The sequence below is a fragment of the Thiohalobacter sp. genome, assembly GCF_027000115.1.
Lineage (GTDB): Bacteria > Pseudomonadota > Gammaproteobacteria > Thiohalobacterales > Thiohalobacteraceae > JALTON01.
This window is the reverse complement of sequence record NZ_JALTON010000023.1, coordinates 14,034-32,314: the sequence shown is the minus strand read 5'-3', so window position 1 is coordinate 32,314 and position 18,281 is coordinate 14,034. Positions and strand designations below refer to the sequence as shown.

At 68.9% G+C, this 18,281-nt stretch carries 12 protein-coding genes; 3 read left to right on the top strand and 9 right to left on the bottom strand.

The window, feature by feature from the left end; translation table 11 throughout:
* Positions 1-169: 169 nt before the first annotated feature.
* The 4 genes from lon to mobA all read right to left on the bottom strand — a co-directional run bounded on the left by lon (position 170) and on the right by mobA (position 5,064).
* Complete coding sequence (gene lon / locus MVF76_RS03560) at positions 170-2,581, bottom strand: endopeptidase La (RefSeq protein ID WP_297527415.1); 2,412 nt, start codon at positions 2,579-2,581, stop codon at positions 170-172.
* A 91-nt stretch (positions 2,582-2,672) separates the two neighbouring features.
* Positions 2,673-3,929, bottom strand: a complete 1,257-nt coding sequence (gene moeA, locus MVF76_RS03555; protein WP_297527414.1) for a molybdopterin molybdotransferase MoeA — start codon at positions 3,927-3,929, stop codon at positions 2,673-2,675.
* On the bottom strand, positions 3,926-4,456 hold the full coding sequence (mobB, locus tag MVF76_RS03550; RefSeq protein WP_297527413.1) for a molybdopterin-guanine dinucleotide biosynthesis protein B: 531 nt from the start codon (positions 4,454-4,456) through the stop codon (positions 3,926-3,928). Before mobB ends, moeA begins: the two co-directional genes overlap by 4 nt.
* A 2-nt stretch (positions 4,457-4,458) precedes the next feature.
* Complete coding sequence (mobA, locus tag MVF76_RS03545; protein WP_297527412.1) at positions 4,459-5,064, bottom strand: molybdenum cofactor guanylyltransferase MobA; 606 nt, start codon at positions 5,062-5,064, stop codon at positions 4,459-4,461.
* Between the two features lie 152 nt (positions 5,065-5,216).
* Between mobA and MVF76_RS03540 the strand changes: the two genes are divergently transcribed.
* Positions 5,217-5,894 carry an SIMPL domain-containing protein gene (locus tag MVF76_RS03540; RefSeq protein WP_297527411.1) on the top strand — a complete coding sequence of 226 codons (678 nt, stop codon included), beginning with the start codon at positions 5,217-5,219 and terminating at the stop codon, positions 5,892-5,894.
* A 193-nt stretch (positions 5,895-6,087) separates the two neighbouring features.
* Here the strand turns inward: MVF76_RS03540 and MVF76_RS03535 are convergent, their stop codons facing one another.
* Positions 6,088-8,910: an AMP-binding protein gene (locus MVF76_RS03535; protein ID WP_297527410.1), complete on the bottom strand. Its 2,823-nt coding sequence runs from the start codon at positions 8,908-8,910 to the stop codon at positions 6,088-6,090.
* 147 nt (positions 8,911-9,057) lie between these two features.
* Between MVF76_RS03535 and xerD the strand changes: the two genes are divergently transcribed.
* Together xerD and MVF76_RS03525 are read left to right on the top strand one after the other, a co-directional pair.
* Positions 9,058-9,954 carry a site-specific tyrosine recombinase XerD gene (gene xerD, locus MVF76_RS03530; protein WP_297527440.1) on the top strand — a complete coding sequence of 299 codons (897 nt, stop codon included), beginning with the start codon at positions 9,058-9,060 and terminating at the stop codon, positions 9,952-9,954.
* 118 nt (positions 9,955-10,072) lie between these two features.
* On the top strand, positions 10,073-10,795 hold the full coding sequence (locus MVF76_RS03525) for a DsbC family protein (protein ID WP_297527409.1): 723 nt from the start codon (positions 10,073-10,075) through the stop codon (positions 10,793-10,795).
* Here MVF76_RS03525 and trxA read toward each other — a convergent pair.
* From trxA to MVF76_RS03505, 4 genes are all read right to left on the bottom strand, one after another.
* Positions 10,789-11,652, bottom strand: coding sequence for a thioredoxin (gene trxA / locus MVF76_RS03520; RefSeq protein ID WP_297527408.1), 864 nt, complete (start codon positions 11,650-11,652; stop codon positions 10,789-10,791). The genes MVF76_RS03525 and trxA overlap by 7 nt on opposite strands.
* A 107-nt stretch (positions 11,653-11,759) precedes the next feature.
* The gene (locus tag MVF76_RS03515; RefSeq protein ID WP_297527407.1) at positions 11,760-15,125 is read right to left on the bottom strand and encodes a UvrD-helicase domain-containing protein; all 3,366 of its coding nucleotides are present in this window, start codon (positions 15,123-15,125) and stop codon (positions 11,760-11,762) included.
* On the bottom strand, positions 15,122-15,391 hold the full coding sequence (locus MVF76_RS03510; RefSeq protein ID WP_297527406.1) for a hypothetical protein: 270 nt from the start codon (positions 15,389-15,391) through the stop codon (positions 15,122-15,124). Before MVF76_RS03510 ends, MVF76_RS03515 begins: the two co-directional genes overlap by 4 nt.
* Complete coding sequence (locus MVF76_RS03505) at positions 15,378-18,272, bottom strand: PD-(D/E)XK nuclease family protein (RefSeq protein ID WP_297527405.1); 2,895 nt, start codon at positions 18,270-18,272, stop codon at positions 15,378-15,380. The genes MVF76_RS03510 and MVF76_RS03505 overlap by 14 nt, the downstream gene beginning before the upstream one ends.
* Positions 18,273-18,281 lie beyond the last annotated feature (9 nt).

The window sequence follows — 18,281 nt, the reverse complement described above, 5'->3', positions numbered from 1 at the left end:
CGCAGTGCCGTAGGGCGGGCAAAGGCCCGCAGGACCGTGCCCATTGCCCTTCAGGGTTCCGGCCGCGGCACAACACGAGCGTAAAGCGGGCCGATTGATGGGCACGCTTCGCTTTACCCATCCTACCGGCCCGCGCGGCTGTAACGCAGAGGTCGCCGGACGACCGGAATCAGTTCTTGTCGAAGGCGATAGCCGCGACGTCGCGATAGTGCTTCGCGAAGTGCACCGTCAGACCCTTGCGAATGTGCTCGGGCACTTCCTCGTAGTCGCCGCGGTTGGCCTCGGGCAGGATCAGTGTCTTCACGCCCGAGCGGCGTGCGGCGATCACCTTCTCCTTGATGCCGCCCACCGGCAGCACCTGCCCGGTCAGTGTCAGCTCCCCGGTCATGGCCAGATTGCGCAGTACCCGCCGCCGGCGCGCCAGTGACAGCAGGGCGGTGGCCATGGTGATGCCCGCCGAGGGGCCGTCCTTGGGTGTGGCGCCCTCGGGGACATGCAGGTGCACGAAGGCCTCGTCGAAGAAGGCCGGGTCGCCCTGATAGTCCTCGAGGTGACTGGCGACATAGCTGTAGGCGATTTCCGCCGACTCCCGCATCACGTCGCCGAGCTGGCCGGTCAGCTTGAAGCCCCGGTTCTTGGTGTGCACCAGCGTCGCCTCGATGTTGAGGGTGGCGCCGCCCATGGGCGTCCAGGCCAGGCCGGTGACGATGCCCACGCCACTGAAGGGCTTCTCGCGGCTGAACAGCGGTTTGCCCAGATGCCGTTCGACCTCGGATGCGGACACCCGCTGCCGGCCCGGTTTGCCGCCGGCGCGTACGATGCCGATGGCCAGCTTGCGGATGATCCGGCGGATCTGTTTCTCGAGATTCCGCACGCCGGCCTCGCGCGCATAGCCCTCGATGATGCGGCGCAGCGCGGCATCCGTGAACTGGATGGCGCCGCGCGGCACGCCTGCCTGGCCGAGCAGCTTCGGCACCAGATGGTGTTTGGCGATGGCCAGCTTTTCTTCGGTGATGTAGCCGGAAAGGCGGATCACTTCCATGCGATCCAGCAGGGGTCCGGGAATGCTGTCGAGCTGGTTGGCGGTGCAGATGAACAGCACCTTCGACAGGTCGAAGCGCACGTCCAGGTAGTGATCGAGGAACTCGCTGTTCTGTTCCGGATCCAGAACCTCCAGCAGCGCAGAGGCCGGGTCGCCCTGGTAGGATGCGCCGATCTTGTCGATTTCGTCGAGCATGATCACCGGATTGGCGACGCCGGCCTCCTTGATGGCCTGGATGAACTTGCCGGGCATGGCGCCGATGTAGGTGCGGCGATGGCCCTTGATCTCGGCCTCGTCACGCATGCCGCCCAGGCTGAAGCGGTAGAACCTGCGGTCCAGGGCCTCGGCCACCGAGCGGCCGATGGAGGTCTTGCCGACACCGGGTGGGCCCACCAGCAGCAGGATCGAACCCGCGACCTCGCCCTTGAGGTGACCTACGGCCAGAAATTCCAGAATGCGCTGCTTGACGTCCTCAAGGCCGTCGTGATCGCGGTCGAGCACCTTGCGTGCATGGTCCAGGTCCAGATTGTCTTCGGACAGCCGGCCCCAGGGCAGGGCTGTCATCCAGTCAAGGTAGTTGCGGGTGACCGCATACTCGGGTGAGCCCGACTCCAGCACCGAGAGCTTGTCCATCTCCTCCTCGATGCGCGCCATGGCCGCTTCCGGCACCTCCAGTCCCTCGATGCGTTCGCGGAACCGCTCCAGGTCGGCGGTGCGATCATCCTTGGCGATGCCCAGTTCCTTCTGGATCTCCTTGAGCTGCTCGCGCAGGAAGAACTTGCGCTGCTGCTCGCTCATGCGTTCCTCGACCTGTTCGCGGATCTTGGTCTGAAGCCTGGCGACCTCGACTTCCTTCCTGATGAGGATCAGCACCTTCTTCATGCGGTCCAGTACCGGTACCGTCTCCAGGATTTCCTGCAGTTCGTCCCGCGCCGCAGTGGTCAGGCTGGCGGCGAAGTCGGTCAGCGCCGAGGGCTCGTTGGGATTGAAGCGGTTGAGGAAGAACTTGAGTTCCTCGCTGTAGAGCGGGTTCATGGGAACCAGCTCCTTGAGGGTGTTGATGATGGCAATCGCGTAGGCCTTGAGCTCGTCCTCGTTGCCGAGGATGTCTTCCAGATACTCGACCCGGGCCACGAACGGCGGTCGTTCCGACAGCCATTCCAGGATCCGGAAGCGCTTCAGCCCCTCGGCGATGAACTGGATCTTGCCCGAATTGCGTACCGGGTGATGCATGCGCACAACGGTACCGACACCATGGAAATCGATGGGTTTGGCGTGATCGGCCTCCGCGGCATCGGCCAGCACCAGACCCACCAGATGGTGCGGTGTCTCGCCGATGGCCTCCACCGTTTCGATCCAGGGCGTGTCGTTCATCAGGATGGGTACGCCCTGGGCGGGAAAGAAGGGGCGTTCGGTCAGTGGCAGCAGGTGCAGCGTGGTCGGCAGCACGTCCTCGGCGCGCGCCAGCTCGCCATGGGCCGCGTCCGGGTCGTCGATGCGTTCGGCGTCCACGCCATTGTTGTCGTTTTCGATGTCCATGAAGACCTTTCCTTCCGCTAATCCAATGTTCGCATATGGCTGCGGACGGGCAGGGATTCAGGATCCCGCCACGCCGGCCACTCCAGCATGCTCAGACCAGGCCTGCGAAGGGCTGGACCTCGACCGTTTCACCCGCGGCCACGTCGCCGGACTCGGCGGGCAGGATGATGAAGCAGTCGGCGCGGCTCATGGAGGTGAGCACGTGCGAACCCTGACGGCCGGTAGACACCACTTCCCATTCGCCGTCGGCGCCGCGCCGCAGGCGGCCGCGCTGGTATTCCAGCCGCCCGGGGCTTTTTTTCAGGCGTTCGGCGGCGCGTACCTTCAGGATCAGTGGTTCCTCGGGCAGCGCGCCCGCCATGCGCAGCAGCGCCGGCTGCACGAACTGGTAAAAGGTGGCCATTACCGAGACCGGGTTGCCCGGCAGGCCGAAGAACAGGGCATCACCGAGGCGGCCGGCGGCGAGCGGCTTGCCGGGCTTCATCTTCATGCGCCAGAAGTCCACCTTGCCCAGCTCGTCCAGCGTCTGCTTGACATAGTCGGCCTCGCCCACGGACACGCCGCCGGAGGTCATCACCACGTCGGCCTGGGTCATGGCATCGTGGAAGGCTGCACGCACGGCCTCTCGATCGTCGGGGATGATGCCCATGTCCAGCAGCACCACGCCCAGCCGGGTGAGCATGGCGTGCAGGGTATAGCGGTTGCTGTCGTAGATCTGGCCGGGTGCCAGCGGGCGGCCCAGCGGTACCAGCTCGTCGCCGGTAGAGAAGAAGGCGACCCGCAGGCGGCGATGGACCCGTACCTCGGGGATGCCCAGCGAGGCCAGCAGGCCGATGTCGGCCGGCAGCAGGCGGCGGCCCGGTTCCAGCACGCAATCGCCGATGGCCATGTCCTCGCCCTTGTGGCGCACGTTCTCGCCGGGTTGGTGACCGGGACCGACGACGACCGTCTCCTCCTCGACCTTCACCGCTTCCTGCATGAGCACGGTATCGGCCCCCTCGGGCATCATGGCGCCGGTCATGATGCGGATGCACTCGCCTTCGCCCACGGCGCGATCGCTGGGCGCCCCGGCCATGGCCTTGCCGACCAGGCGCAGGCGCACCTCGCCCTCGACCGGCAGATCGGCACCGCGAACCGCATAGCCGTCCATGGCGGAATTGACGTAGGGCGGGACATCCAGGGTGGAGATCACCGGCTCGGCCAGCACCCGGCCCAGGGCGCTGCGAATGGCCAGTTGTTCCACGCCGCCGACGGGCCGGGCAAGGTCGAGCAGGCGGGCCCGGGCCTCGTCGACGGTGAGCAGGCCGCCGGGCGCGGCACAGGGATCGCTGGGGCTGGGTGAAGTCATGAGCGGTCGTTCTCCGTGGGTCGGGCGACCTGTGCCATCACGAAGTCACGGATGGCGGGCAGGTCATCGAAGGAAAACCAGGGCAGCGCGGCCTGCGGCGGCCGGTCGCTGACCACGGCAATGATGTTCGGGTCGTCGGGATGGAGCCAGGGCCTGCCAGTGGCCTCGCGGTGCAGTTCGATCTTGGGGATGGCGAGGTGGCGGAAGCCTTCCACCAGAACGAGATCGGCACGGCCGGCGTCGATGTGCCGCAGCAGTTCGCCGAGATCGGCCTCGTCCTGGCCGGGTGTTTCCACCAGCAGTGCCCAGCGCCGGTTCGAGGCCAGCAGCACCTGCTCCGCCCCGGCCTCGCGCAACCGGTAGCTGTCCTTGCCGGGGCGGTCGATGTCGAAGTCATGGTGGGTGTGCTTGACCAGCGCGATGCGCAGGCCCTGTTCGCGCAGCAACGGGATCAGCCGCTCGAGCAGCGTGGTCTTGCCGGTGCCGCTGAAGGCGGCGAAGCCGAGCAGGGGCAGGGGCGTGTCCATGTTCACGAGGAGACTCCGGTCCCGGCATGCAGGTCCTGCGGGCGGTTGAGGTTGTCGAACCATTCGGGATGGTCGCTGCAGTCGCAGTGCGCCGCGCCGATGTGTTCGAAAAAGGCGCCCAGTCCGCGTTCGCCGCGCGCCAGCCAGTCCTGCAGGGCCGTTGCGCTGTCCGCGGCCAGTGCGGCGAAGGTCGGTTGCAGGCGCTCTCCGTCATGGGCGACCGCGGCCGTCGCGCCCCCTGCCAGCGCTGCCAGCAGTCGCTCGAACAGCTCGGGCGTCGCGGCGGGTGCATCGCAGGGTGCCACCAGCAGGCTGCGGCCAGGGCATGCTGCCTGTGCCGCGGCGATGCCGGCGAGCGGTCCCTGGAAGTCGGTCAGCCGGTCCGCGATCACCGGATGACCGAGGCGGGCGTAGTCTTCGCTGTTGCGATTGGCGCTGATGACGACATCGGGTGTAACCGCGGCCAGGGCGGCCAGCGGCCAGGTCACCAGGGCGCGGCCCCGGTATTCGATCAGGCCCTTGTCCCGGCCGCCCATGCGCCGGCCCCGGCCACCGGCCAGGATCAGGCCCAGCGGTCGTTCGGCGCCTTGTATTGCCTCTGTGCCCATGGGTGAATTCGTTGCGTCGGAGGAGGTGCATTCTACCCGCCCACCCGCATGTTGCGCCAAGGCGGAAGCGGGCCGGCAGGGCCATGACGCTTGACAGGGGGAGAAGCGGTGGCCCACGGTGGAGGCATTGGATCGCAAGGCAGGGGATAGAGATGAGGATACTGTTGCTTCTACTGGGCCTATGGGCCGCTCCGCTGGTGGCCGGCGAGGAAGCGCCTGCGGACGGGCGCATTCAGTTCCAGGTGACCGAGACAGAGGCGGTTGCCAATGACCGCCTGCGCGTGATGCTCCAGGCCGAGGCCGAACAGGGCACGCCGGACGAAGTGGCCGACGCCATCAACCGCACCATGACCTGGGCGCTGGAGCGTGCGCGGGCGGTGAGCGGGGTGACGGTGCAGACCGGCGAGTACAGCATCGTCCCGATGCGCTACAAGGATCGCCCGCTGCGCTGGCGCGGTAGCCAGCAACTCTGGCTGGAAGGCGGCGATGTCGCGGCGATCGCGGGCCTGATGGCGACGCTGCAGGGTCGCCTGCAGGTGCGTTCCACCCGCTTTCTGCTGTCGGATGCCACGCGGGCCGAGGTCGAGTCCCGGCTGATCGATCGCGCCGTGGCCGCGTTCCGCGCCCGTGCCGCACAGCTCGCCCGCGCCTTCGGCGCAGCCGGCCACCGGCTGTACGAGGCGCAGGTGATCACGGCGCCGCAAGCGGCAGTGCCCATGGTGCGGGCACGGGCCTTGGCCATGGAAGCCGATGTCGCCGCCCCCGGTCTGGAGGCAGGCGAATCGAGGGTGCAGGTCACGGTGTCGGGCAGCATCGTCCTCGAACCCTGATCCGGAGGTACGCAGCGCGGGACGGCACAGCCCGGCCTTTCCCTTGATCTTGAACCTGTCAGGGATGCAGAGAAAGCCCCTGCACTGCGTTGTGGCGCTTGCCAAGGGCTGGGCCATTGCCGGCGAGCCACGCCTTGTTCAGCGGCTTTCTCTGCATCCTGAACACGATATATTTTGGTTGCCGGGTTAATAGCTACGGGTCCGACGTACCCGCGGGCAGGGCAATGCTGGCCGAGCCGGCCAGATCGGGTTCGCCGGTGTGTTCGAGGATGAAGCGGCGGGCGGCATCACGCAGGGCGATTGCCGCGGCCCAGTCGTTGCCGGCGGGCTCCAGCGGCTTGCCGACGATGACCTCCAGCCGGCCATGGCGGGGCAGCCAGCGGTCGCCGCGCAGCACCTCTCGGGTGCCGCGCAGGGCCACCGCAACGACCGGCGTCCCGGTATCGGCGGCGATGCGGAAGGCGCCGAGACGAAAGGGGCGCAGGCCGCTGGCCTCGGTGAAGGTGCCCTCGGGAAAGAACACCACCGCGTCGCCGGCCGCCACCCGAGCGACCAGTGCCTCGGTCTCGGCAACACTCGCGCGCACGTCGCTGCGGGTCACGAATTCGGTGCCCAGTCGGCGCAGGAAGGCGCGCAGCAGCGGGTGATTCGCCAGCTCGCGTTTGGCCACGAAGTGCAGCGGGTGGTCGAGTGCCGCGATCAGCACCAGCGCGTCCAGATAGCTGGCGTGGTTGGCGACCAGGACCAAGGGCCGTCCTGCCGGCAGCCGGTTTTCCCCCTCGACGCGCAGCGGCAGGCCGGCGAGCCACAGCAGGGCGCGCGCTCCGACGTGAGCCACGCGTTGCGCTGTGCGCCGTCCGGGCGCGAGCAGGACCAGCAGCAGGCTCGGCAGCGCGACCGCGATCGCCGCCAGCCAGGCCCAGCCGGCATAGAGCAGCCGGCCGCCGCGGCGTAGTCCGCGCCGGCCCGCCGCCAGCAGAACCCCGAGCGCCAGCCGCACGCGGAGCGAACCGCCGCCGCGGCCGTCCGGCAGCAGCCTGCCTTCCCGGTAGCGGCGCGCACACTCGGCGCGCTGGATCTTGCCGCTGGAGGTCTTGGGTACCGTGCGTGGCGGGGTCAGCAGGATGTCGTCGGGCGCCGTGTCGAGCAGCGTCATCGACAGCTCGCGAATGTGCTCGACCAGTGCCTTGCGCCGTTCGGTACTGCGTTCCCGGGTTTCCGCCACCACCACCAGCCTTTCCTCGCCGCCCTGCGGCGGCATGGCGGCGAACACGGCCACTCCGCCCTTGCGAATGCCCTCGAGATCACCGATGGCCTGTTCCAGTTCGTAGGGGTACAGGTTGCGACCGGCACGAAAGATGATTTCCTTGATGCGGCCGGTGAGAAAGATCTCACCCTCGACCAGGTAGCCGCGGTCGCCGGTGTTGCGCCATTCACCGTCGACCAGGGCAGCAGTCGCCTCGGGATTGCGGAAATAGCCCTGCGTGGCTGAAGGCCCGCGGAACTGGATCTCGCCCACCCGCCGGTCGGGCAAGGGCCGTCGCTGCGCATCCACGACCCGAATCTCGTGATCGGGCAGGGCGAGACCGCAGCCCACGATCTCGGTGGCATCCTCCGCGCGGGCCTCCACCGGTTCGGCGATGCCTTCCGACACCAGCCTTTGCCGGTCGACGGTGTCGTAACGTGGTCCGCGTCCCGGCGGTGGGAAGCACAGGCCAACGGCGTTCTCGGCCAGGCCGTACACCGGGGTCATGGCCTCGCGCCGGAAACCTGCGCGCTGCATGCGGCTGCAGAAGCGTTCGATGGTCTGCGCATGCACCGGTTCGGCGCCATTGAACGCGAGTCGCCAGCGGGACAGGTCCAGGCCCTCGATGTCGCTGTCCTCGAGCCGGCTGGCGCAGAGCTGGTAGGCGAAGTTGGGCGCTGCCGACAGCGTGCCGCGATAGTCGTGCAGCGCCTGCAGCCAGCGCTGCGGCCGGCTGATGAAGCTGAGCGGAGACATCAGTACCAGCGGCAGGGCATGGTAGAGCGAGCCCAGGCAGGCGCCGATCAGGCCCATGTCGTGATACAGGGGCAGCCAGCTCACGAACAGGTCTTCGCCCGGATCCACCCGCGCAGCCTGGCCCATGGCGCGCACGTTGGCCAGCAGATTGCCATGCGTGAGCATCACCCCCTTGGGCTGGCCGGTACTGCCCGAGGTGTACTGCAGGAAGGCAAGGTCGTCGGCCTTGCGCGGCAGGCAGACGTGACCGCGTTCCCGGGTCAGCACCGAGGCCGGCAGGATGTGCTCCAGCGCGGCCACCTGCTGGCGCAGGGCGTGGGCAAAGGGCCGTATCTGCTCGCTGGTCACGAATACCCGTGTGCCGGCGTTGTCGAGGATGCCCGCCTGGCGCAGCAGGAAGGCCTCGATCCGGGCCTTGCTGGCGGGCGGGTACAGGGGGACCGGCACGGCGCCCGCACACAGCGTGCCGTAGAAGGCGTCGAAGAACTCGAAGCCCGAGGGCAGCATCAGTGCCACCCGGTCGCCCGGTTCCACGCCGTGGGCGCGCAGCGCTGCGGCCGCCCGGCCGGCACGTTCGAAGAGCTGTGCATGGGTCAGCGTCTGCACCCCGCTGCCCGCAAGGAAGGTGAGATAGGGTCGGTCGCCGAGTCGCTCGGCATGAAACGCCAGCACCGCATTGAGGCTTTCCGCCTGAGCCGGCCACCGCACTTGCCCGTCGGGTGCAGCCGTTGGCGTCGGCAGCGGTGTTTCTGCGCGCGTGTCCGCTGCAACGCCAAGGCGCGACAGTAGGTCGCCGACGGTCACCACTTCGAAGATTTCATCCTCGGCAACATCGAGGCCGAGTTGCGTGCGAATCCGCATCAGCAGTTCCACGCGGCCGAGGCTGTCGATGCCCAGGTCCTGTTCCAGATGGCTGGCAAGAGTCACATCGGGCGGTATGCGGTCGCCGTGCAGTTCGGCGAGCAGATCGCGCAGGATGTCGAGTACGGCCTGGTGTGAGGCGGTTTCGTTCATCGGGTCGCTTCCGTTCCGGTTTGCGCGGGCCAGGAAAGACTTGCGTTGCCCCAGTGCATGTGAGTAAGGTAGCACCATTCCCTGATGCAATCGGAGTCCGAATCCGTCTTGCAGGAACCAGCAGCAGCGGCTTCCGAGCTCGCCAGCCTGACCGGGACGAACCTGTCCCGAATCGAATCCTTTCTCGATGCACTATGGATCGAGGAAGGACTCAGCCCTCATACACTCTCCGCCTATCGGTCCGACCTCAACGGTTTCGCGCGCTGGCTGGCCGCCGGCGATCTTTCCCTGGACGAGGTGTCACGCGTCCACGTACTGGACTATCTCAAGCTGTGTGGCGAGCGCAAGCGCAGCGCACGCAGCGTGGCACGGTTGCTGTCCACCCTGCGGCGCTACTATCGCCATCGCCTGCGCGAGGGGGGCGTCGAGGTCGACCCGACCCTCAACATAGAATCCCCCAAGCTGGGTCGTCCGCTGCCGAAATCGCTGAGCGAGGCCGAGGTGGATGCCCTGCTGGCGGCGCCGGACACCTCGACCCCGGTGGGTGTGCGCGACCGTACCCTGCTCGAGGTGCTTTATGCTGCCGGCCTGCGGGTATCCGAGCTGGTGGGCTTGCGGCTCGATCAGGTGAACCTGCGCCAGGGTGTGTTGCGTATCACCGGCAAGGGCAGCAAGGAACGACTGGTGCCGCTGGGCGAGGAGGCGCTGGCCTGGGTGGTGCGCTACCTCGAGGATACCCGCGCCACGTTGCTGAACGGTCGCGACAGCGAGTACCTGTTTCCCGGACGCGGCGGCGCGCCGCTGACCCGGCAGGCCTTCTGGCATCGCATCAAGCATTACGCGCGTGTTGCGGGTATCGGCAGCACCCTGTCGCCGCACACCCTGCGCCATGCCTTTGCCACCCACCTGCTCAATCACGGCGCCGACCTGCGCGTGGTGCAGATGCTGCTGGGCCACAGCGACCTGTCCACCACCCAGATCTACACCCACATTGCCCGCGAGCGGTTGCGCGAACTGCATGCCAGCCATCATCCGCGCGGCTGAGCAACTTTCCCGCCTTTCCGTGGTCTGTTGTCCTGCCGCCGGCACTGTTTGCCGGACCGCCGTTCATGGCGCACAATGGCCGCCGTCCCTGACGCCACCGACTCCGGGAAACCTTGTGATGCATCTCGTCAAGAAACTGTTTTTTCTCCTGCTGCTCTCCGCGCTCACTCTTGCCCACGCCCAACCTGACCAGGTGCGTCAGGCACTTTCCCGGGCCCTGCCCGGGATGAGCCCCGACAGCATTGCCGAATCGGTCGTGCCCGGGGTCTACGAGGTGACCTTCGGGCCGCAGGTGGTCTACGTCAGCAGCGACGGCCGCTACCTGATCCAGGGGGCCATCATGGAACTGGGTTCGCAGCGCAACCTGACCGCCGAGCGGCGGTCGCAGCTCTTGCTGGCCGAGCTGCGCGAGCTGGGCGAGGACAACATGATCCTGTTCCCGGCACCGAAGCAGAAGCATGTCATCACGGTATTCACCGATATCGACTGCGGCTACTGCCGCAAGCTGCATGCCGAGGTGCCGGAACTGAACCGCCGCGGCATCACCGTGCGCTACCTGTTCTTCCCGCGCAGCGGGCCGGATACCCCGTCCTACCACAAGGCGCGCTCGGTATGGTGTGCCAAGGATCGTCGCGCGGCCCTGACCGCCGCCAAGCAGGGCAAGGACCCCGAACCGGCACAGTGCGACAACCCCGTCGATCGCCACCTGCGCCTGGTGCAGGAACTGGGCCTGCGCGGCACGCCTGCGATCGTTCTCGAGAACGGCCGGATCATTCCCGGCTATGTGCCGGCGGCCCGGCTGGAGCAGATGCTCGATCAGACCGCAGCCGCGCCTCAGTAGAGATACATGGCCAGGCGGCGCCGGTAGCGGCTAACCAGATCGCCCTGGTTGCCGAGCAGTTCGAAGATGGCCAGCATGCCCTTGCGCGCCGCGCCCTCGTTGTAGTCGCGATCCCGTTTGAGGATTTCCAGGTACTGGTCGAGGGCTTCCTCGTACCGCCCGTCTGCGGCGAGGCGTGCCGCCAGCGCCTCGCGCGTCTGCAGATCGTCCGGCTGGTCCGCAACCCTGCGTTCCAGCTCTTCCAGCGGCGGCGCGTCCGCCAGTTGGCGCGCCAGTTCCAGCGAGGCGCGCAAGGCACGGATGTCATCGTCCTCGCGCCGGCTTATGGGCAGGGCGGCCAGCGCCTGCTGGGCCGCCTCCAGCTCGCCGGCGTCAATGGCCACGCGGATGAAGTCCGGGGCAATACGCGGATTGTCGGGGTCCTGCCGGCCGGCCTCGCGCAACAGGCGCAACGCCTCCTGGCGGTCGCCCGCGGCGGCCTTCTCCAGCGCCTGGTGGCGCAGCATGTCGGATTCGCGTTCGATATGGCGATCCAGCAGTTCGCGCAGCGCAGACTCGGTCTGCGCGCCGGTGATCTCCTCCACCACCCCGCCGTTCACGAACAGTTTCATGGTGGGAATGCTGCGGATCCCGAAACGTGCGGCCAGTTCCTGCTCGACATCGGTGTTGACCTTGGCCAGGACGAAACGCCCCTGGTAGGCGTCCGCCAGCCGCAGCAGGATGGGTAGCTGCATCTTGCAGGGGCCGCACCATTCGGCCCAGAAGTCCACCAACACCGGTACCTCGTGCGAGCGGGCGATCACGGCCTGTTCGAAGTCGTGCTGGCCCGTTTCGATGACGTGGGGGGAATTGCTCATCACTCTGTTCTCGTACAGTCCATGCATAGTCGTGTTCAAGGCAATGTCGCGAGCGGTTCAAGGGCTGCGGGCACCCGGCCGTAGACATGGGGCCGGTCGGCGGCCTTTCAAGGCGTGCAGGGGACAAGCCGGCGGCAATGGGTGAATAGCAGGGCGCCTTCCACGGGTGTCTCCGGCCAGAGGCGCCGGCCGGCCTCGAGATACAGCCGCATCTGGGGCAGAAATCTGGTGACAAGCGCCTCCGCGCCGGCGGCGTCCACCCGATGGGTCTTGTAGTCGACGATCAGCAGCCGGTCGTCGAACAGCAGCATGCGATCCACCACGCCGTCCACCAGCCGGCCGTCGTCGGTGCGGCAGGTCAACGGGCACTCATTCCATGCCCGGCGGCTGGCCGCCGGATCGAACAGAAAGGCGAGCGCGGGATCCGCCAGGACCGCACCTGCCTCCTGCGACCATTCGTCCAGCAACGGATGCCCGGGTGCCAGCCCGAGTTCCGCGGCCAGCTGGCGACGCGCGGGACCCGGTTCCACCGGTGCGGGCGGTGTCCGCAGTTCCAGCAGCCGGTGCAGTGCCAGGCCGCGCACCCGCCCGTCGGCGTCGCCCGCCTCGGCCGCCCATTCGTCGAGTTGTCGGCTGGGCGCGAGCCGCACCAGGGTCGGCGGCGCCGCTACCGGGCGTGACAGCGCCGGGTCCGGCGCGATGGCTTCGGGCTCGGGCGGGGCCTGGCGGGCAGCCGGATGAGCCGGGATGCCCGTTTCGCAGTGCCATGCCTCGCCCGCGTCGAGGGTGTCGGTGGCGTCCAGTGCGCGGGCCAGCATGCCATACCAGCCGAGCCCGTCGCCCCGACGCGGCCGGCAGCCGCTGACCACCAGCATCTGCCGCGGGCGGGTGAGGGCGACATAGAGCAGGTTGGCGTCCTCGCGCCGTTCGGTTTCGCGCTGCCGGTCGAGCAGCCCGGACAGGGCCGAGTCGCGCCCTTTGCCGCCCGGGTCGGGCAGCAGCCATCGCGGCCGCTCGGCATCGGGTGGCCAGTCGACCAGTGCCTGCCAGGCGCGGCGACTGTTCGCCGTCCCGGCGGCATCGGCCAGGAACACCACCGGCGCCTCCAGCCCCTTGGCCCCGTGCACGGTAAGAAATTGCACCCGGGCGCCGGCCTGGGCAACGGCATCGTCCGGCCCCTCCCCGGCGCGTTCGCGCAGCTCACCCAGGCGCAGCAGAAAGCGGGGCAGGCTGGGGTAACGACCGCTGTCCACTTCCAGTGCCAGGTCCATCAGCCGCTCCAGATTGGCCAGCACGCGTGGCCGCAGGCTGTCCGGGGACGCGGCATCGTAGCGGGCCAGTACCTCGCCCTCGTGGTAGATGCGGTCGAGCAGATCGTGGACCGGCAGGGCACCCGCCAGGGGATGCCAGCGCCCGAGCAGGCGGGCGGCTCGCGCCAGCGCCGAATCCGCCGGCCAGTCATGCCGCAGCAGGCGGTCGAACCAGCGGCCCTCGCCGACGGCCAGGGCCTCGAGATCGGCATCGGTCACGGCGAACAGGGGCGAGCGCAGTACTTGGGCCAGGGCAAGGTCGTCGAACGGGGTCGCCAGGGTGGTGAGCAGGGCCTCCAGATCGCGCACCTCCAGGCTGTCGAGCAGGGCCCCGCGCGCGGTGCCCAGGTAGGGGATGCCGGCATCCCGCAGGGCGCGCTCGTAGCTCTCGGCGTGGGTGCGATTGCGCAGCAGGATCCAGATGTCGCCGGCATCGAGAGTGCGGGCCGCCTCGCCGCTGCCGATCACCATGCCCGAGTCGAGCAGTACGCGAATGCGATGCGCAATGAGCTGCCCTTCGCGGTAGTGGGGGTCGTCCGCCCGTTCGGGGCGGGGGCGGCGCAGGGGATCGCGCAGTGCTGCGGCGGACTCCGTTTCGGCCTCGGCGGGTTCGACCAGCGGCAGCAGTTCCACCCGGCCGAACAGATCGCCATGGAAGGTGTCGTGGTGCTCGAAGTCGGCCAGCAGGCCGGTCTGCTCCGGATGTTCGAATACCCGGTTCACGCAGTCGATGATGGCGCGCGCCGAACGCCGCGAGCGGCTCAGGCCGTGGGCCTCGGTGCCGGGGAACCGCGCCAGCCAGTCGGCGGCGGCCGCGAACAGGCGCGCATCGGCACGGCGGAAGCCGTAGATCGACTGCTTGGCGTCACCGACCAGGAATACCGAGCGCCGGCGTTCCTCGTTGCCGGCCATCAGTTCCTCCATCAGCGGCCGGATCAGGCGCCACTGGGTGGGGCTGGTGTCCTGGAATTCGTCCACCAGCAGGTGGTCGATGCGGGCGTCCAGCTTGTACTGTACCCAGTGGGCATGTTCGTCCAGGTTGAGCAGCCGGTAGGCGTGCCACTCGAGGTCGGCGAAGTCGAGCAGACGCTGTTCGCGCTTGATGCGCTGGTAGTGGTCGAGCAGGCGCTGGCCGGCCCGGTACCAGGCGAGTGTGGTGGCGAGATTGCGCTGGCGCGCCTGGCGGTCGCGCATTTCGAGGCAACGTTCGGCCAGCAGATCGGCCAGTTCCAGCAGGCGTTCGGCGCCCTCGCTGCCCAGCTTGCTGAGCAGGCGCTTGCTGGTCTTGTAGAGCCGTGGCTTGCCATCGGTCTTGAGAAACACCGGGCACAGCAGTTCCATCCGGCCCGCGAGATCGACGCCGGGGCGCAGGGCCCGGTCGATGTCTGCAGCACGCTGCTTGAAGGTGTCGGTGGGGTGGCGGCCCAGCAGCTCGACGAACTCGCGCAGCATCACGGTCAGCTCGGGGTCGGCCAGCGCCGCCAGGGGTTCCTCTTCCGGGCCGATGCCGAAGAAGGCCGTCGCGCGCTCGCTTGCCTGTGCCAGCACGTCGTCGGCCCCGGCGGTGAAGGCCCACCAGTCGATGCGGTGGTCGACGAAGGCACCCAGGGCGTCCTTCAGGTTGTGCAGGCTGCCGCAGGCGGTCAGCAGTGCGTCCAGGCAGCGGCCAAGCGGTCCGTCGGGTGCGGCCGTGGCCTCGGCCTGGAGTGCGTCCCAGGCGGCACGGCGCAGCTCGGTCTCGGCCTCGGCCAGTTCGAAACCGGGCGGCACCCCGGCCTCGAACGGAAAGCGCTGCAGGATCTCCTGGCAGAAGGCGTGGAAGGTGGTCACCCGCAGTGGCTGGTCGCTGAACAGCAGTCGGTCGTGGAGCCGCCGTGCCCGCGCGCGCAGGGCGGGGTCCGGTGTTTCACCCAGCGCGCGCAGGGCGTCGTCGAGTGCCGCATCCGGCAGGCTTGCGAGCTCGGCCAGCCGTTCGGCGAGGCGGTCCAGCATTTCGGTAGCGGCCTTGCGGGTGAAGGTCACCGCGAGGATGCGCGCCGGTTCGGCGCCGGCCAGCAGCAGCCGGATCAGCCGGCTCACCAGCAGGTAGGTCTTGCCCGTGCCGGCGGCGGCATGGACAGTGGCGTTGACCTCCGGGCGGGTGGCGTCGAGGGGATGGCTCACTGGTTCAGCGCCTCCCGTCCGCTGTGTAAGCATTTTCTGAAACCGGTGTCAGTTTCACGCCCAGGTGCTGAATGCGTCACGATTTCCATGGAAAAAGCTGGTAGCGTGACGGCCGTATTTCCGGTTCGGCAAACGATTGGCGTGAGGAAGCGTCGGGACTGGCGCAGGGAAGGCTCACCCGCAGGGATGCCGGGTCGGGCGGGACTGCCCGCGAGGACCTGGGCGGCCTTCGGGCCGCCCTTTTCTTCATTTTCATTTTTTGCCATCGATCGCCGCTCCCTCCGCGCCGGCCTGTTCCCAGACCGGCCGCCGGCACAGGCCATCCATCTCGCAGTAGCGGCAGGTCGCGGCATCCCCCCAGGCGGGCAGTCCCGCCCCTGCGCGAATGTCCTCGGCAAGCTGGACCAGCCGCTCGCGGACGTCGGTGGTGAGTTCCGCCAGCGCGTCCCCTTCCAGCAGTGCCCCGGTCTTTACCCGCTCGCCGTCGAGCAGCAGGTAGGCCACCCCGGTCACATCCGGTGCCAGCAGGGCATAGCTCGGCAGCTGCACCGCCTCGCCCGACTCAACGTCGGCCTGGTCCGGTGTGCGGCCGGTCTTGTAGTCGATGATGGCGGTTCCCGCATCCGAGGTGTCCAGCCGGTCCAGTCGCCCGGCCAGCACCAGGCCGGGCGCAAGCGTGGATGCCAGTTTCTGTTCGACCGCCTTCACTCGCCACGCCGCGTGGCGCTCGATTTCCCACTCGACCAGCGAGGGGATGCGCTCCAGCCAGCGATGCAGCCAGCCGCGGTGTTCGAAGTTGTCCTCCAGATCGCGGGCGAACACGGTCTCGGCAATGGCTCGGTGCAGGGCGATGGCCGCCTCGCGGTGATTTTCGTCCAGAGGTTCGCGGAAGGGGCCGGGCAGGCCGGGCAGATCAATGTGAAAGGCCTCCAGGCAGCGGTGCACCCGCTCGCCATACTCGGCCTTGGTCAGCGCCTCGCGGATGGGTTCGGGGGCGGTCAGCCGCAGGCCGACCGCGGCCCGGAAGCGATAGGGGCAGTCGATCAGGGTCTGGTGCCCGGTGGGTGACAGGCGCTCGGGCCACAGGGCCGGCGACAGCGGAGGGTCCGGACGCCGGGGCGGTTCGGGCAGGGGAGCCGGTTCCGGCGCGGCGACGCGGCTGCCGGGATGGGTCAGCAGGCCGTCCAGACCATCGTCACCCGGTTCCCTGCCCCAGGCCTGCCGGTACAGTGCCAGCAGGCCTGCGAGCCAGGGACTGGGCAGGCGTGGCTCGCCGTCGGCCTCGCGGTGCCAGGTCAGCAGCCGCCGGGGCGCTGCCGAAAGCAGGGTGCGGAATGCGGCGCGCCGGGCGAGGCGATGGTCGTGCCCGGTGGGCAGGCCCAGGTCGGCGCGTACGGCATCGTTGAAGAAGGGGTTGCGCGGCAGCGGCCCCGGCAGCGACTCCTGGTCGCAGCCCGCCAGTACCAGCGCATCGCAACGCAGGCCGGCACTCTGCTCCAGACTCAGCAATTGCACCGGCCCGCTGCTGCTGCCGGGACGGAAGTAGGTCTGTTCGAAGCGACGTCCCAGCCAGGCGCGAAACTCCGGCCAGGCGAGCCGGATACCGCCGGCCTCGTCGCTTCCCATGAGTCCCTGCACGCAGTGCAACAGGCACTCGCCGGCAGCGTCGGCGGCAAGGATGTCGGTGAGGCCGAGGGTATCCAGAGAGGCCAGCAGGGCCGCCAGATGGGTGTGCGGCGGATGCGCGCCCCTGATCAGCGGGCGCAGGGGCGTTGCAGCGCTGTCCAGCCGGTCGAGCAGGCGCAGCTGTGCGCCATGGCTGCGCTCGGCGCCAGTGCCCAGCCGTCGGCTGCGGTAGCCGAGGTGGCGACGGTAGCGATCCAGCCCGCGGCCGACGCCCTCGCGGTGCACCAGGTCTTCCTCCAGCCGGTACACGGTGGCCAGGTGCGCCTCGCGGTCGGCGGCGGGAAAGAAGGGCGACTTGAGCAGATCGAACAGTGCCTGGTGCGGGAAATCCTCCTCCACGCACTGGAGCCAGCACTCCACGGCGGTCGCGGCGCTGGTAGTGGACAGGGCCCAGCCGGCACTGTCCACCAGCTCGATGCCGGCGCGTTCCAGCAGCGCGCGCACCCGGCGCGCCAGCCGTCGGTCCTCGGTGACCACGGCAACGTTGCGGCAGCCGGCAAGCAGCCAGCGGCGCACGGCGAGATCGACCGCCCGGGCCTCCTGTTCGGCGTCGGCCGCCGCGTATATCGCGAATGCCGTGTCCGGTGGCGGTGCCGGGGTCTGACTGCGCAGCGTTTCCGCCCGGGCGAGCAGAGGGTCGTCGTCCGGGAACAGCCGGTCGAACAGGCTCTCCCCGGTCGGGGCGATGTCCGCCGGCAGGGCGGCCGCAGTCCAGTCGGGCAGCCAGGGCAGCGCGACGCCGGTGTCCTGCACCAGCCAGGTGACCGGCGTGTGCTCCGCCAGGGCCTCGATCAGCCGCCGTTCCGGTCGCGTGAAGCGGGCCTGCCCGAGGATCAGCAGCCGGTCGATGGCGGGGGGCTCGGCCACCAGCCGGTCGATGCGCTGCACGTGGGCGGTGGCCGGGTCGATGCGGCCGCTGTCGGCGAGCTGCTGGTGCCAGGCCTGCCACAGGCGGTGGACGATGGCCGCCTCGCGGCCCATGGGGACCGGTGCCTCGCCGAGAATGCCGTAGGCGCGGGCGAGTTGCTGTTGCCAGCCATCCTCGCTGTCCCCCAGCCGTGCACCCTCGCGGGTCAGTTCCTGGAACAGGGCCAGCAGGCTGTCGGCGGCGAACCAGGGATCGGCATCGCCGAACAGGCGCTCGAAGCCGCGCAGGGCCTCGACCAGCAGCAGTTCGCAGGCTGGCAGCGGCAGCGGCGCGTCGACTTCCAGCGGCTGGCGGGACACCCAGTCGCCAAGGGTGGTGATTTCCGGGGCGAGCAGCGCGCTGTGGCCTGCCGCCCGGGCCGTCGCTTCCAGGGCCGCAAGCAGGGGTGCGCGCAGTCGCGGGTCGGGTACCCAGACCAGGCAAGCACCCAGGTCCGGCAGCGTGGGGGTGTCGATCAGCAGCCGGGCGGCTTCGGCGCAGGGATCGGCCGCGCAGGGCAGCCGGATCAGTCGGGGCGGGCTGGCGTCGATCACCTGGCAGGC